General features: G+C 46.9%; 7 protein-coding genes. 1 reads left to right on the forward strand and 6 read right to left on the reverse strand.

All coding sequences use genetic code 11. The features are described 5' to 3' along the window. Positions 1-26: 26 nt before the first annotated feature. The 4 genes from HCG48_RS07435 to HCG48_RS07450 all read right to left on the reverse strand — a co-directional run bounded on the left by HCG48_RS07435 (position 27) and on the right by HCG48_RS07450 (position 10,944). Positions 27-7,556, reverse strand: coding sequence for a midas domain-containing protein (locus HCG48_RS07435; RefSeq protein WP_168568585.1), 7,530 nt, complete (start codon positions 7,554-7,556; stop codon positions 27-29). 3 nt (positions 7,557-7,559) lie between these two features. Beyond that, a complete protein-coding gene (locus HCG48_RS07440; RefSeq protein WP_168568586.1) occupies positions 7,560-8,081 on the reverse strand; it encodes a contractile injection system inner tube protein in 522 nt (173 codons plus the stop codon). Continuing rightward, on the reverse strand, positions 8,081-8,389 hold the full coding sequence (locus HCG48_RS07445) for a hypothetical protein (RefSeq protein WP_168568587.1): 309 nt from the start codon (positions 8,387-8,389) through the stop codon (positions 8,081-8,083). Before HCG48_RS07445 ends, HCG48_RS07440 begins: the two co-directional genes overlap by 1 nt. A gap of 65 nt (positions 8,390-8,454) precedes the next feature. After that, a complete protein-coding gene (locus HCG48_RS07450; RefSeq protein WP_168568588.1) occupies positions 8,455-10,944 on the reverse strand; it encodes a substrate-binding domain-containing protein in 2,490 nt (829 codons plus the stop codon). A gap of 164 nt (positions 10,945-11,108) precedes the next feature. On the opposite strand from HCG48_RS07450, the gene HCG48_RS07455 reads away from it, so the two are divergent. Then, positions 11,109-11,318 carry a Nif11-like leader peptide family natural product precursor gene (locus HCG48_RS07455; protein ID WP_168568589.1) on the forward strand — a complete coding sequence of 70 codons (210 nt, stop codon included), beginning with the start codon at positions 11,109-11,111 and terminating at the stop codon, positions 11,316-11,318. A 151-nt stretch (positions 11,319-11,469) separates the two neighbouring features. On the opposite strand, the gene HCG48_RS07460 is transcribed toward HCG48_RS07455, so the two are convergent. Beyond that, positions 11,470-12,057 carry a regulator of G-protein signaling domain-containing protein gene (locus HCG48_RS07460; protein ID WP_168568590.1) on the reverse strand — a complete coding sequence of 196 codons (588 nt, stop codon included), beginning with the start codon at positions 12,055-12,057 and terminating at the stop codon, positions 11,470-11,472. Continuing rightward, positions 12,054-13,061 (reverse strand): eCIS core domain-containing protein, encoded by a 1,008-nt coding sequence (locus HCG48_RS07465; protein ID WP_168568591.1) that lies wholly within the window; start codon positions 13,059-13,061, stop codon positions 12,054-12,056. Before HCG48_RS07465 ends, HCG48_RS07460 begins: the two co-directional genes overlap by 4 nt. Between the last annotated feature and the right edge of the window lie 38 nt (positions 13,062-13,099).

Below are 13,099 nucleotides of genomic sequence, written 5' to 3' on the forward strand. Positions count from 1 at the left end.
GGGTTCTCTCTGGGGTGAAGGGGGGTTTACCAGGGCAGGCGATCGCTGAAGTAGCCACCGCGTCGTTCTTTTTCGATTTCTAGCCGTTGGCGGACTAGGTGGTAGATTTGTCGGGCTAGGAGTTCGAGGTCGTTGGTGTTGGGGGTTTGGGGGGTTGGGTCGGCGTTGCTGGGGCCGATTTCGGCGATCGCCTCGGTTGCGGATGGTGCCAATCGCTGGATGTCTGGTGGAGATCCGTTGTTGGTTTTGGATTTGAGTTGGAGGTGTTGAGATCTACTGTTGTTTGAGCTCGGGAGGGTTTGGAAGCCGTCGGGGGTGAAGATGAGGGTGCTGTCGTTGTCTTCGGGGGATGGTGCGGTGGGTTTTTGGGATTGCCGTTGGATGACGGGCGATCGCTTTTGGATTTTGGGTTGGGCGTTGGCGGCGGCGGGTTGGGGGCTGTCGCTATGGGCGAGTAGATCGGCGATACTCGACCAGCGATCGGGGGTCTCGCTGGCGCTAGGGGTTTGGAGGTCGGGGGCGATCGCACTTTCCGGCGACAAGGAGCGAGATTTTTGTATAAAATTAGTGACTGACCGGGGGCGATCGGGGTCGTTTTTGGGCGATCGTTCCTCCCTTTGAATGATACTTTGTGGGTATTGCCCGAGGGGCTGAGATTGCCCCAAAGGTTGCCAGGATCCTAAATTCTCGATGCCATGAGACAACTGGGAGGGGCGATCGGACTCTCGCAGGAGTTGTGCTACAGTTGCATTATTATCATTCAATGCACTGCTTTGTATATAGCGATGGTCTACAGTGTCTCCCGCCTCTTTTTGTGATCCAGTTAAATAACTGTTAGAATTGGATTCAATCGAATCCGAAGCTTCCTCTATACTGTCATTTGTACTGACAGCTTGAATCGCTTCACGTTGTTGCAAATCTCGGTGAATTTCACCAGTTTTTCGTCGAACAGTATCCCTTTCAATAAGGGATTGCATGTCTCCACTAATTGGTGACATGGGAGACAGTTCTAGACTTTCCGCTTGCGGGGTCGATGCAGTTTCTCCAGCGATATCCGAACTTGAAACAACTTCCGGTGTTTCTCTTTGAACCCTTTCCGCTTGCGGGGTCGGTGTAGTTTCTTCTGGGATATCGGAAGTTGAAACAACTTCTGGCGTTTCTCCTTGAACCGTTTCCGCTTGCGAGGTCGATGTAGTTTCTCCAGAGATATCGGAAGTTACAATAGTTTCGTCCCTTTGTCTTTGAACCGTTTCCGGTTGCGGGGTCGATGCAGTTTCTCCCGAGATGTCCGAAGTTGAAACAACTTCTGGCGTTTCTCCTTGAACCGTTTCCGCGTCGGTGGTCGATGCAGTTTCTTCCGGAATAGCTAAATTTGGAACAGTTTCATCGGTTTGTCGTTGAACCGTTTCCGATTCAGTAGTCGATGCAGTTTCTCCCGAGATGTCCGAAGTTGAAACAACTTCTGGCGTTTCTCCTTGAACCGTTTCCGCGTCGGTGGTCGATGCAGTTTCTTCCGGAATAGCTAAATTTGGAACAGTTTCATCGGTTTGTCGTTGAACCGTTTCCGATTCAGTAGTCGATGCAGTTTCTCCCGAGATGTCCGAAGTTGAAACAACTTCTGGCGTTTCTCCTTGAACCGTTTCCGCGTCGGTGGTCGATGCAGTTTCTTCTGGGATAGCTAAATTTGGAACAGTTTCATCGCTTTGTCTTTGAACTGCGTCCGCTTCAGTCACTGATTCAGTTTCTTCCGCGATATCCGAACTGGGAACAGTTTCATCGCTGTGTCTTTGAACTGCGTCCGCTTCAGTTACTGATTCAGTTTCTTTGGAGATATCGGAAGTTGAAACAGTGTCATCGCTTTGTCGTTGAACCGTTTCCGCATCGGTGGCTAAATTTGGAACAGTTTCGTCCCTTTGTCGTTGAACTGTTTCCGCGTCCGTGGTCGATGCAGTTTCTTCCGCGATATCCGAACTGGGAACAGTGTCATCGCTTTGTCTTTGAACTGCGTCCGCTTCAGTCACTGATTCAGTTTCTTTGGAGATATCGGAAGTTGAAACAGTGTCATCGCTTTGTCGTTGAACCGTTTCCGGTTGCGGGGTCGATGCAGTTTCTCCCGAGATGTCCGAACTTGAAACAACTTCTGGCGTTTCTCCTTGAACCGTTTCCGCGTCGGTGGTCGATGCAGTTTCTTCTGGGATAGCTAAATTTGGAACAGTTTCATCGCTGTGTCTTTGAACCGTTTCCGCTTCAGTTACTGATTCAGTTTCTTTGGAGATATCGGAAGTTGAAACAGTGTCATCGCTTTGTCTTTGAACTGTTTCCAGTTGGGGGGTCGATGCAGTTTCTCCCGAGATATCGGAAGTTGCAATAGTTTCGTCGCTTTGTCTTTGAACCGTTTCCGCTTCAGTGGTCGATGCAGTTTCTCCCGAGATGTCCGAACTTGAAACAACTTCTGACGTTTCTCCTTGAACCGTTTCCGCTTCAGTTACTGATTCAGTTTCTTTGGAGATATCGGAAGTTGAAACAGTGTCATCGCTTTGTCTTTGAACCGTTTCCGGTTGCGGGGTTGATGCAGTTTCTCCCGAGATATCCGAACTTGAAACAACTTCTGGCGTTTCTCCTTGAACCGTTTCCGCGTCGGTGGTCGATGCAGTTTCTTCTGGGATAGCTAAATTTGGAACAGTTTCATCGCTGTGTCTTTGAACTGCGTCCGCTTCAGTCACTGATTCAGTTTCTTCCGCGATATCCGAACTGGGAACAGTGTCATCGCTGTGTCTTTGAACTGCGTCCGCTTCAGTCACTGATTCAGTTTCTTTGGAGATATCGGAAGTTGAAACAGTGTCATCACTTTGTCTTTGAACTGTTTCCAGTTGGGGGGTCGATGCAGTTTCTCCCGAGATGTCCGAAGTTGAAACAACTTCTGGCGTTTCTCCTTGAACCGTTTCCGCGTCGGTGGTCGATGTAGTTTCTCCCGAGATATCGGAAGTTGAAACAGTGTCATCGCTTTGTCTTTGAACTGCGTCCGCTTCAGTCACTGATTCAGTTTCTTCCGCGATATCCGAACTGGGAACAGTTTCATCGCTGTGTCTTTGAACTGCGTCCGCTTCAGTTACTGATTCAGTTTCTTTGGAGATATCGGAAGTTGAAACAGTGTCATCGCTTTGTCTTTGAACCGTTTCCGCTTCAGTGGTCGATGCAGTTTCTCCCGAGATGTCCGAACTTGAAACAACTTCTGGCGTTTCTCCTTGAACCGTTTCCGCGTCGGTGGTCGATGCAGTTTCTTCTGGGATAGCTAAATTTGGAACAGTTTCATCGGTTTGTCGTTGAACCGTTTCCGCTTCAGTGGTCGATGTAGTTTCTCCCGAGATAGCTAAATTTGGAACAGTTTCATCGGTTTGTCGTTGAACCGTTTCCGCTTCAGTTACTGATTCAGTTTCTTTGGAGATATCGGAAGTTGAAACAACTTCTGGCGTTTCTCCTTGAACCGTTTCCGCGTCGGTGGTCGATGCAGTTTCTTCTGGGATAGCTAAATTTGGAACAGTTTCATCGGTTTGTCTTTGAACCGTTTCCGCTTCAGTGGTCGATGCAGTTTCTCCCGAGATGTCCGAACTTGAAACAACTTCTGGCGTTTCTCCTTGAACCGTTTCCGCGTCGGTGGTCGATGCAGTTTCTTCTGGGATAGCTAAATTTGGAACAGTTTCATCGGTTTGTCTTTGAACCGTTTCCGCTTCAGTTACTGATTCAGTTTCTTTGGAGATATCGGAAGTTGAAACAGTGTCATCGCTTTGTCTTTGAACTGTTTCCAGTTGGGGGGTCGATGCAGTTTCTCCCGAGATATCCGAACTTGAAACAACTTCTGGCGTTTCTCCTTGAACCGTTTCCGCGTCGGTGGTTGATGTAGTTTCTTCCGGAATAGCTAAATTTGGAACAGTTTCATCCCTTTGTCGTTGAACCGTTTCCGCTTCAGTTACTGATTCAGTTTCTTTGGAGATATCGGAAGTTGAAACAGTGTCATCGCTTTGTCTTTGAACTGTTTCCAGTTGGGGGGTCGATGCAGTTTCTCCCGAGATGTCCGAAGTTGAAACAACTTCTGGCGTTTCTCCTTGAACCGTTTCCGCGTCGGTGGTCGATGTAGTTTCTCCCGAGATATCGGAAGTTGAAACAGTGTCATCGCTTTGTCTTTGAACTGTTTCCAGTTGGGGGGTTGATGCAGTTTCTCCCGAGATGTCCGAAGTTGAAACAACTTCTGGCGTTTCTCCTTGAACCGTTTCCGGTTGCGAGGTCGATGTAGTTTCTTCTGGGATAGCTAAATTTGGAACAGTTTCATCGCTTTGTCTTTGAACTGCGTCCGCTTCAGTCACTGATTCAGTTTCTTCCGCGATATCCGAACTGGGAACAGTGTCATCGCTTTGTCTTTGAACTGCGTCCGCTTCAGTCACTGATTCAGTTTCTTTGGAGATATCGGAAGTTGAAACAGTGTCATCGCTTTGTCGTTGAACCGTTTCCGGTTGCGGGGTTGATGCACTTTCTCCCGAGATGTCCGAAGTTGAAACAACTTCTGGCGTTTCTCCTTGAACCGTTTCCACTTCAGTTACTGATTCAGTTTCTTTGGAGATATTGGAAGTTGAAACAGTGTCATCGCTTTGTCTTTGAACCGTTTCCGGTTGCGGGGTCGATGCAGTTTCTCCCGAGATGTCCGAACTTGAAACAACTTCTGGCGTTTCTCCTTGAACCGTTTCCACTTCAGTTACTGATTCAGTTTCTTTAGAGATATCGGAAGTTGAAACAGTGTCATCGCTTTGTCGTTGAACCGTTTCCGCATCGGTGGCTAAATTTGGAACAGTTTCGTCCCTTTGTCGTTGAACTGTTTCCGCGTCCGTGGTCGATGCAGTTTCTTCCGCGATATCCGAACTGGGAACAGTGTCATCGCTTTGTCTTTGAACTGCGTCCGCTTCAGTCACTGATTCAGTTTCTTTGGAGATATCGGAAGTTGAAACAGTGTCATCGCTTTGTCTTTGAACTGTTTCCAGTTGGGGGGTCGATGCAGTTTCTCCCGAGATGTCCGAAGTTGAAACAACTTCTGGCGTTTCTCCTTGAACCGTTTCCGATTCAGTTACTGATTCAGTTTCTTTGGAGATATCGGAAGTTGCAATAGTTTCGTCGCTTTGTCGTTGAACCGTTTCCGCATCGGTGGCTAAATTTGGAACAGTTTCGTCCCTTTGTCTTTGAACTGTTTCCAGTTGGGGGGTCGATGCAGTTTCTCCCGAGATGTCCGAACTTGAAACAACTTCTGGCGTTTCTCCTTGAACCGTTTCCGCGTCGGTGGTCGATGCAGTTTCTTCTGGGATAGCTAAATTTGGAACAGTTTCATCGGTTTGTCGTTGAACCGTTTCCGCTTCAGTTACTGATTCAGTTTCTTTGGAGATATCGGAAGTTGAAACAGTGTCATCGCTTTGTCTTTGAACTGTTTCCAGTTGGGGGGTCGATGCAGTTTCTCCCGAGATGTCCGAAGTTGAAACAACTTCTGGCGTTTCTCCTTGAACCGTTTCCGCGTCGGTGGTCGATGTAGTTTCTCCCGAGATATCGGAAGTTGAAACAGTGTCATCGCTTTGTCTTTGAACTGTTTCCAGTTGGGGGGTTGATGCAGTTTCTCCCGAGATGTCCGAAGTTGAAACAACTTCTGGCGTTTCTCCTTGAACCGTTTCCGGTTGCGAGGTCGATGTAGTTTCTTCTGGGATAGCTAAATTTGGAACAGTTTCATCGCTTTGTCTTTGAACTGCGTCCGCTTCAGTCACTGATTCAGTTTCTTCCGAGATATCGGAAGTTGAAACAGTGTCATCGCTTTGTCTTTGAACTGCGTCCGCTTCAGTTACTGGTTCAGTTTCTTTGGAGATATCGGAAGTTGAAACAGTGTCATCGCTTTGTCTTTGAACTGTTTCCAGTTGGGGGGTCGATGCAGTTTCTCCCGAGATGTCCGAAGTTGAAACAACTTCTGGCGTTTCTCCTTGAACCGTTTCCGATTCAGTTACTGATTCAGTTTCTTTGGAGATATCGGAAGTTGAAACAGTGTCATCGCTTTGTCGTTGAACCGTTTCCGCATCGGTGGCTAAATTTGGAACAGTTTCGTCCCTTTGTCGTTGAACTGTTTCCGCGTCCGTGGTCGATGCAGTTTCTTCCGCGATATCCGAACTGGGAACAGTGTCATCGCTTTGTCTTTGAACTGCGTCCGCTTCAGTCACTGATTCAGTTTCTCCCGAGATATCGGAAGTTGAAACAGTGTCATCGCTTTGTCTTTGAACTGTTTCCAGTTGGGGGGTCGATGCAGTTTCTCCCGAGATGTCCGAACTTGAAACAACTTCTGGCGTTTCTCCTTGAACCGTTTCCGATTCAGTTACTGATTCAGTTTCTTTGGAGATATCGGAAGTTGAAACAGTGTCATCGCTTTGTCGTTGAACCGTTTCCGCATCGGTGGCTAAATTTGGAACAGTTTCGTCCCTTTGTCGTTGAACTGTTTCCGCGTCCGTGGTCGATGCAGTTTCTTCCGCGATATCGGAAGTTGAAACAGTGTCATCGCTTTGTCTTTGAACCGCGTTCCTTTGCGGGGTTGATTTAGTTTCTCCAGCGATATCAGAACTTGAAACAAGTTCTGATATATCTGCTTGAACGGTTTCCGCTTGCGGGGTAGATAAACTTTCTTCCGATATATCTGCAACTGGAATAGTATCGTCGCTTTGTTGTTGAACGGTTTCCACTTGCGGGGTCGATGTAGTTTCTCTTGGAAGATCTGAATTTGAAGAAACTTCAGGAGTTTGTTTTTGAACTAAGTTGGAATCGGTGACGGGTTGAATGGCTTCGCTAGTTGACGAAAAAGTAATATTTTCTAAATTTTGTTTTTGAAAGGTCTCTATTTTTGCAGGAAATGTAGATTCTCTACTGTCCTGGAACGTTAGTTTATTTTCTTGAATATTGTAAGGGTAGGAGTCTGGTTCTTTTTGTCTTATTAAAGGGGGGTATTCGCCTGATGGATTAGGGGAATCTAGACGGGAAATGTTAAACGGGGTTTGTTCGATTTTTTGGGGTGTTTCTGGCTCGATCGCGCCGCCTTCAAGGCGATCGCGTTGAATCAAGTTAGGATCGGGGATAGACGGTTGGGAAAAGGATTGCTGCTGTTGGCGGAACGATTGTGGAGTTTCTGGGGAAGAGGTGGGGGAGTGGGTTGTTGTTGCGGTTTGTTTTTGTACGGGGGATGAAGATGCTGAATTTAACCCGAAATTTTCAGGAGTTTTTATCGGTGAATTTGGCGCTAATCCTTCCTCATCTTGCCACGATTCCCACAAGTTCGATTCGGTTTCTCTAGGATAAAAACTCGAAAAATCTGAGGTTCCCGCCATCGTTTCCCCCCCCAAGGGAGAGAGAAATTTTGGTTGCAAAAAACTCTGTCCCAAGGGAGACGGACAGTGTAAGCCTCGATGCAGTCCTAATGGTCGTTCGGACTGGCGAGTTTCTCCCTCGATTGGCGGGAGATTTTCTCTCGGATTGGCGGTGGGTTCGGACATGGTTTAACTTCCGGAGAAATAGCCTAGGGAATCTCGTTTAACTTTGGTGGCGCCTCCACTTCCGGAGGGGTTGGCGACGACTTTCAATCCTTCATAAGCGAGGGTCAATTCTTCGATCGCCACGGAATTTCCACTCGCTTGCAATGAGGGGGTTTTCCATCCGACGGGTACGGCCCCGATTAAGGTCCATCGCTGCATGGTTTCCCCGGCTTGATTGAAGACTAAAATGTTAATGTTCCGTCGTTCTTTTGCCCCTGTCGATAAGATTTTATTCATCCATTCCCAAAAGGTTAAATCGTTGGTAATTCCTCTTTTAAGAGTGATGTCATCAAATTTTGCTTGTTTGAGCAAAATTCGTTGTTGGTCGTTGACTCCTCCTTCAAAAAATGTTTCTTTATCAACCTGGATACTCAATCCCGAACATTCACTAAAGGAAGCGGCGATCGCGCTATCTATTTCTACATAAAATCGATTGTCTGTAACGAAGTTTGCATGATTATATTGTCGATTTTTACTCTTAGCCATTACCCCCTCCTCCCATATTCACCTCGGCGTTCGCGATCGCGTCTCAATTCTTCTACCATCATCTCCCAAACCCGATCGCCCAACTCCTGCATTAATATCGGATCTTGGAGGATTTGACTTGCTAATTTCTTCAGCCGCATTTCGGTTTGGCGATCGCCTAAACGACTGTCGAACACTAAACTCGAACTTGCATATCCGGCGGGATCGCTGGCTGCGGGAATGGGGGGAAGAAAAGCTTGCCGTTCTCTTCCCTTCAATCCCGATATTTCTGTGGACCGGATGCGGCGATCGCTCATAAATACCCCCATTCTACTTACTAGTTTAAACTGCGCTGCAGGCGATCGTCATTAGCCAAAGGTCTAAGTTTCAGCCCTTATTCCGGTAAGGGTTGCACGGGAATCAATCCCGTCTGACTTAACAACCGTTGTGCTTCTACTGTAGACAGCATTTCGGCAAATTTCGGTCCGGCAGGTACCCGACTGTTATCTCGCGGGTAAACGACGACAACCGGATAGGCTAACGGATACTGACCTCGAACAAACGCATTAACATTATAACGATAACTTCCTTTGTTGTTGCATAAGTCGGTTTCTGGTGTAATTCCTTCGTTATCTCTTTCAACTAATGGCGAGATTGGCGCGCGATCTCCTTGCGAAATGGCTAAGGGATAAATCGAGCATTGACCGAAAATTTTACTCAATGTCCCAAATCCTATACTCCCGATTTCTTCACCCTCAAAATCGCGGATAATGGATCGTAAAATCTCAAAAGTAGGCAACTGTAACAACTGCGGTTCTTCGATCGTGAAACTCGTCGAATCTTGCTGGGATTGGCGGAGGCGATCGAAGGAAATTTGTGCCGATTCTTCTGGCAAAACACGCTGTTTAAAAATCTCGATCGCCTCTCCATCTGCGGGAATGTAGAGTCGGACGGGTAAATTCGGTCCGCCGAGTTCCTGCCAATTTCTAATTTTTCCCGTATATAGTTTTTGCAGTTGTTCGATTGTCAAACTCCCGTTGAGGGCTGCCGGAATACTGCGATCGCGGCGTGCATAACTAAAACTAACAAAAACGACTAAACCATCGTAGGCGATTGTTTGATATCCTAATTCTGTATAGAGACTGTCTTTTGCGAATTTTTCTACACTCGGCAAACTCATAATTCCAAAATCGGCCTGTTTCGACCGAATCGCGCCGATCGCTTGCGAAATAGACTCTTTCGGTCGATAATTCAATTCAAATTTTGGCTTGTCTTCTGCCAAGCTTTCGTCCAAACTTTTACCTTTTTGAATTAAATTTTCTTGAGTTAAAATATAACTCCAGTTTCCTTGTTTTTCTCCGGTATAAGTAAAGTTACCATCGGGAACCCCTGCCACTTCCTCAATGCAGCAAATAACGCCGTTTTCCTCTTCAATATTTTTTTGTTTGCTACGCGCGATCGCCACCCATATTAACAAAAATAGTAATAGAAGTCCCGCCGTTCCTAAAATTAAAAAAGGTAACCTTTTTTGCCATTGACGATCGCCTTTTTTTGCTTCTTTCTCCGAACTTATCTCTTCAACTGCTTCAATCTCTTCTCGCGCTTGTGTGGAGACTATTCCTCGTTGAAAAGGAATTTTTAATAATGCAATTCGTGCGGCTTCTACATTGGGGAAAGCAACGGCATTGACGCCGATCGCTCGTTCGATAAACTGTTTTAATTCCGGGGTGACATCCGCAGGCCAATTTCGATCGAGTCTCGGATCGAGATGTTCGTTAGTTTCCGGATCGATCGTCCGTCCTGCTAATAAATAAAAGGCCACTTTGCCGAGATCGGCTAAATCTTTTAGGGGGGAAGAGGTCGGAATTTGAGAGGCAGGGGGAATAAACCGATATTCCCACAAAGCTAAATCACATAAATAGATAAAAAATCCCTGCCAGTCCGGTAGAATAATTAAACTGTCTAAGTTGATATTTCCGTGGACTATACCTTCTTGAATTAAACCAGAACGTAAGCGAAACTTTTGCGTGTGGAGGAACTCCAAACTCTGCAAGATACGATCGAGAATTTGCCAGACTTGAGCGTTCGTTAATGCCCCAGTTTCGGCGAGATAAGTGGCGAGAGTCGGCGCCATATCCAAATGGGCGGGAGTGACTAAATAACACCGTTCTTCCTTCGGATCGGCGATCGCCTCGATCGGATCGACGAGGCGAAAATCTTGGACTCTACCATCGGCTAAACTCAATCCCGCCAACCGCATAAACATTTCTTTGGTTTGGCGTTCTTCGAGGCTATTAAAATACTGTTTTGGTAACAAATATTCTTTAATCGCCACCGCTTGACGATCGCTCAAACGAATCGCCCGATAAATCCGCCCCATTCCTCGCGATCGCACGAATTTTTCAATTTCATAAACCCCTCGACTCCCACGAATTTGTGTTTCCGGGGCTAACAAGGTAGGAAATCCACAGCGAAGACAATATTTCGCTTTCGGTTGTTCGTCGAGGGTTTTTTGAGTCCACGGACACTCTAACGGATTGCCCCGTTCGCATCGATAATGTTGGTAGTAAAGTTTGACTTGTTGCGGAATATATAATCCCGCCGTTTCTTGCAACTCTGGGGGCAGTTGTTCGCGATCTGTTTCAACGCCCGGTTTCCCTTTGAGGCGATCGCTCACTTTCCCTTTCATTTCTTCTACACTAGGAGTGGGAATCTCTTTGAGATATTCACTCAAAAAAGGAACCATCCACCGCATTCTCGTGGGAATGAGGTTGACCGCCCGCATCAATACACTGCTTTTAACAAAGCCAACAAATCCAACCGCCCGACTGACTTCTTTTTGGCGTGCAGTTTTGGCCAAGTCTTTGAATGATTTTTTAGCCATAATCTATCGGTATTTTGAGCAATAGGTTCTCGTCTAAGCCCCTGTTTCTAGTAGAGACGATCGGAGGGAGAGATTTTATTAAAAAATATTGAAATTTTTAACGATTTCGTGCGATCGCGCGTATTGCTAGAGTAGCATTATTCTAACTCAGGTGGAGAAATTCAATGGCACAAGAAGAAGTCGTCCGCCTCTTCCGCGAGGCGCAAACCAATCCCATGTTAAAAGCTCAAGTGAATGCAGCTCCAGATTTGGAAGCTTTTGTCAGCCTCGCCCGGGAGTTGGGATACGATTTTACCCTAGAAGAATGGAAGGCCGCAACGGGTTTCCAAGTTGAAGAATTTGAATCAGAATTGTCTGAAATTCCGGGAATTTAACGGGTTTTAAAATACGCCGTCACGGGTCTCTCAGGTAGGTCGGCAATTAAAATTATGACAAAAATTAACGGAACCTGAAAAGGCTTAGAGACGCGATCGCCCGCGTCTCTAATCTATCCTTCAATTAGGCCGATCGCCCCTCCAACACGAGTTATTGCAATCCTAACTCCGTCAAGGTTTCATTGAGTTGGTTGGTGCGATCGATTTGCGCCTGTCGTTGATTGTTGAGAATGATTTGATGCTGTTGTTTTTGGGCGTACTCTTGCCGAACTTGAGCAATTTGCTGGGTAATTTCTTGTTGGAATTGGGCGTAAGCCGTCTGATTATTTAATTCGGCGATCGCCGCATCAAAGGTATCCGAACTGACCACCACCCCTTTGACCCAGCCTCCTGGAGTAATAGGCTCGAAAATTCCTTGAAGATCGTTAACAAGCTGAGCCGGGACGTTAATTTGCTGGGGCGCATTCCCTCCTTTAATATGTTGGTTGTAAATATGTTTGCCAAAGCCAAACGAGGGGGCTTGCTCGAAGCGTTCGACTTTCATGCGGAAGGAGATTTCCTCTTCAATATGATTGATTAATCCCCAGGCATAATACAGCTCTTTCCAGAAGGGAAGATCTAGCGCTTCCTGAATACTTCCCGGCGCATCTTGACTCACCAAAACTCGTTTTTGTCCGGCATTCAAATCGACCGGAACTCGTTGAATTTGTTGGAGAGAAGTTTGCGCTAAAACATTCACTTTTTTCTGGAAACTTTTGCCCCCTCTTCTCCTTTCGTTTGCAGCGCTCCACCACTTTGTTGGACGACGTGGGTTAACTCGTGAGCGAGTAATTCCTGACCGCTTTTACTATTGGGATTGTAAGCCCCTTGGCTGAAATGGATATCTTGTCCGGTCGTAAAAGCGCGAGCTTGTAAAGATTTATTCAAATTGTCCGACTGGGCGTTATTATGAATCCGAACGCCACCGAAATTAGCACCAAAAGCGTTTTCCATCGGAGCGCGTACGTTGTCTTCTAGGGGTTGTCCGCTTCCCCGTGTTTGCTCGATAGATTGTTCGATGTTTTCATCCGCCGTTCCTTTGGCATTGGTGCGACGTTGAACTAAAGATTTAGGTTGAATTTCATCTTCTTCCGCCGCTCCGGGGATGGGACCTTTTGTCTCTTCTTCACCCATTCCGGGGCGGGGAGATTGACGTTGAACTAAAGATTTAGGTTGAATTTCATCTTCTTCCGCCGCTCCGGGGATGGGACCTTTTGTCTCTTCTTCACCCATTCCGGGGCGGGGAGATTGACGTTGAACTAAAGATTTAGGTTGAATTTCATCTTCTTCCGCCGCTCCGGGGATGGGACCTTTTGTCTCTTCTTCACCCATTCCGGGGCGGGGAGATTGACGTTGAATGGGTTTGCGCTGGGTGGCGCTGGCTGAATTGGCGTTACTAATTTGATTGACGACTTGAGCGGCGACGCGGTCGGCTTCTTGTTCGTATTGGTCGTTGGGGGGGCCGACGGTTAATTTCGTTTGGATGGGAGCGGTGTGGGTCGCGGAAGGCACGATCGCGATCTCACTTAAATTGTGAGATAATGGTTCGACGCGATCGCCTCGATCTGGGGAATGCTCCTCTTCTGACTCGGGAGAAGACTGGGTTTGAACGGCAAAAGGACGCGATTGCAATTGAGTGGAAATATTGGTCGCGGACTGTTGCGATCGCGATTTTTTTTGGATTTCGTGCGCTCGGGTTTTCATCGCTCCGCCTCAAAAACTATAGATCGGGGTCTAACCCA

The sequence above is a fragment of the Oxynema aestuarii AP17 genome (assembly GCF_012295525.1).
GTDB classification, from domain to species: Bacteria; Cyanobacteriota; Cyanobacteriia; order Cyanobacteriales; family Laspinemataceae; genus Oxynema; species Oxynema aestuarii.

Excerpts from the sequence above, each read along its gene's own strand:
- HCG48_RS07435 (WP_168568585.1), bottom strand. The coding sequence starts at position 7,556 with ATGTCCGAACCCACCGCCAATCCGAGAGAAAATCTCCCGCCAATCGAG.
- HCG48_RS07445 (WP_168568587.1), bottom strand. The coding sequence starts at position 8,389 with ATGGGGGTATTTATGAGCGATCGCCGCATCCGGTCCACAGAAATATCG.
- HCG48_RS07450 (WP_168568588.1), bottom strand. The coding sequence starts at position 10,944 with ATGGCTAAAAAATCATTCAAAGACTTGGCCAAAACTGCACGCCAAAAA.
- HCG48_RS07455 (WP_168568589.1), top strand. The coding sequence starts at position 11,109 with ATGGCACAAGAAGAAGTCGTCCGCCTCTTCCGCGAGGCGCAAACCAAT.
- HCG48_RS07440 (WP_168568586.1), bottom strand. The coding sequence starts at position 8,081 with ATGGCTAAGAGTAAAAATCGACAATATAATCATGCAAACTTCGTTACA.
- HCG48_RS07465 (WP_168568591.1), bottom strand. The coding sequence starts at position 13,061 with ATGAAAACCCGAGCGCACGAAATCCAAAAAAAATCGCGATCGCAACAG.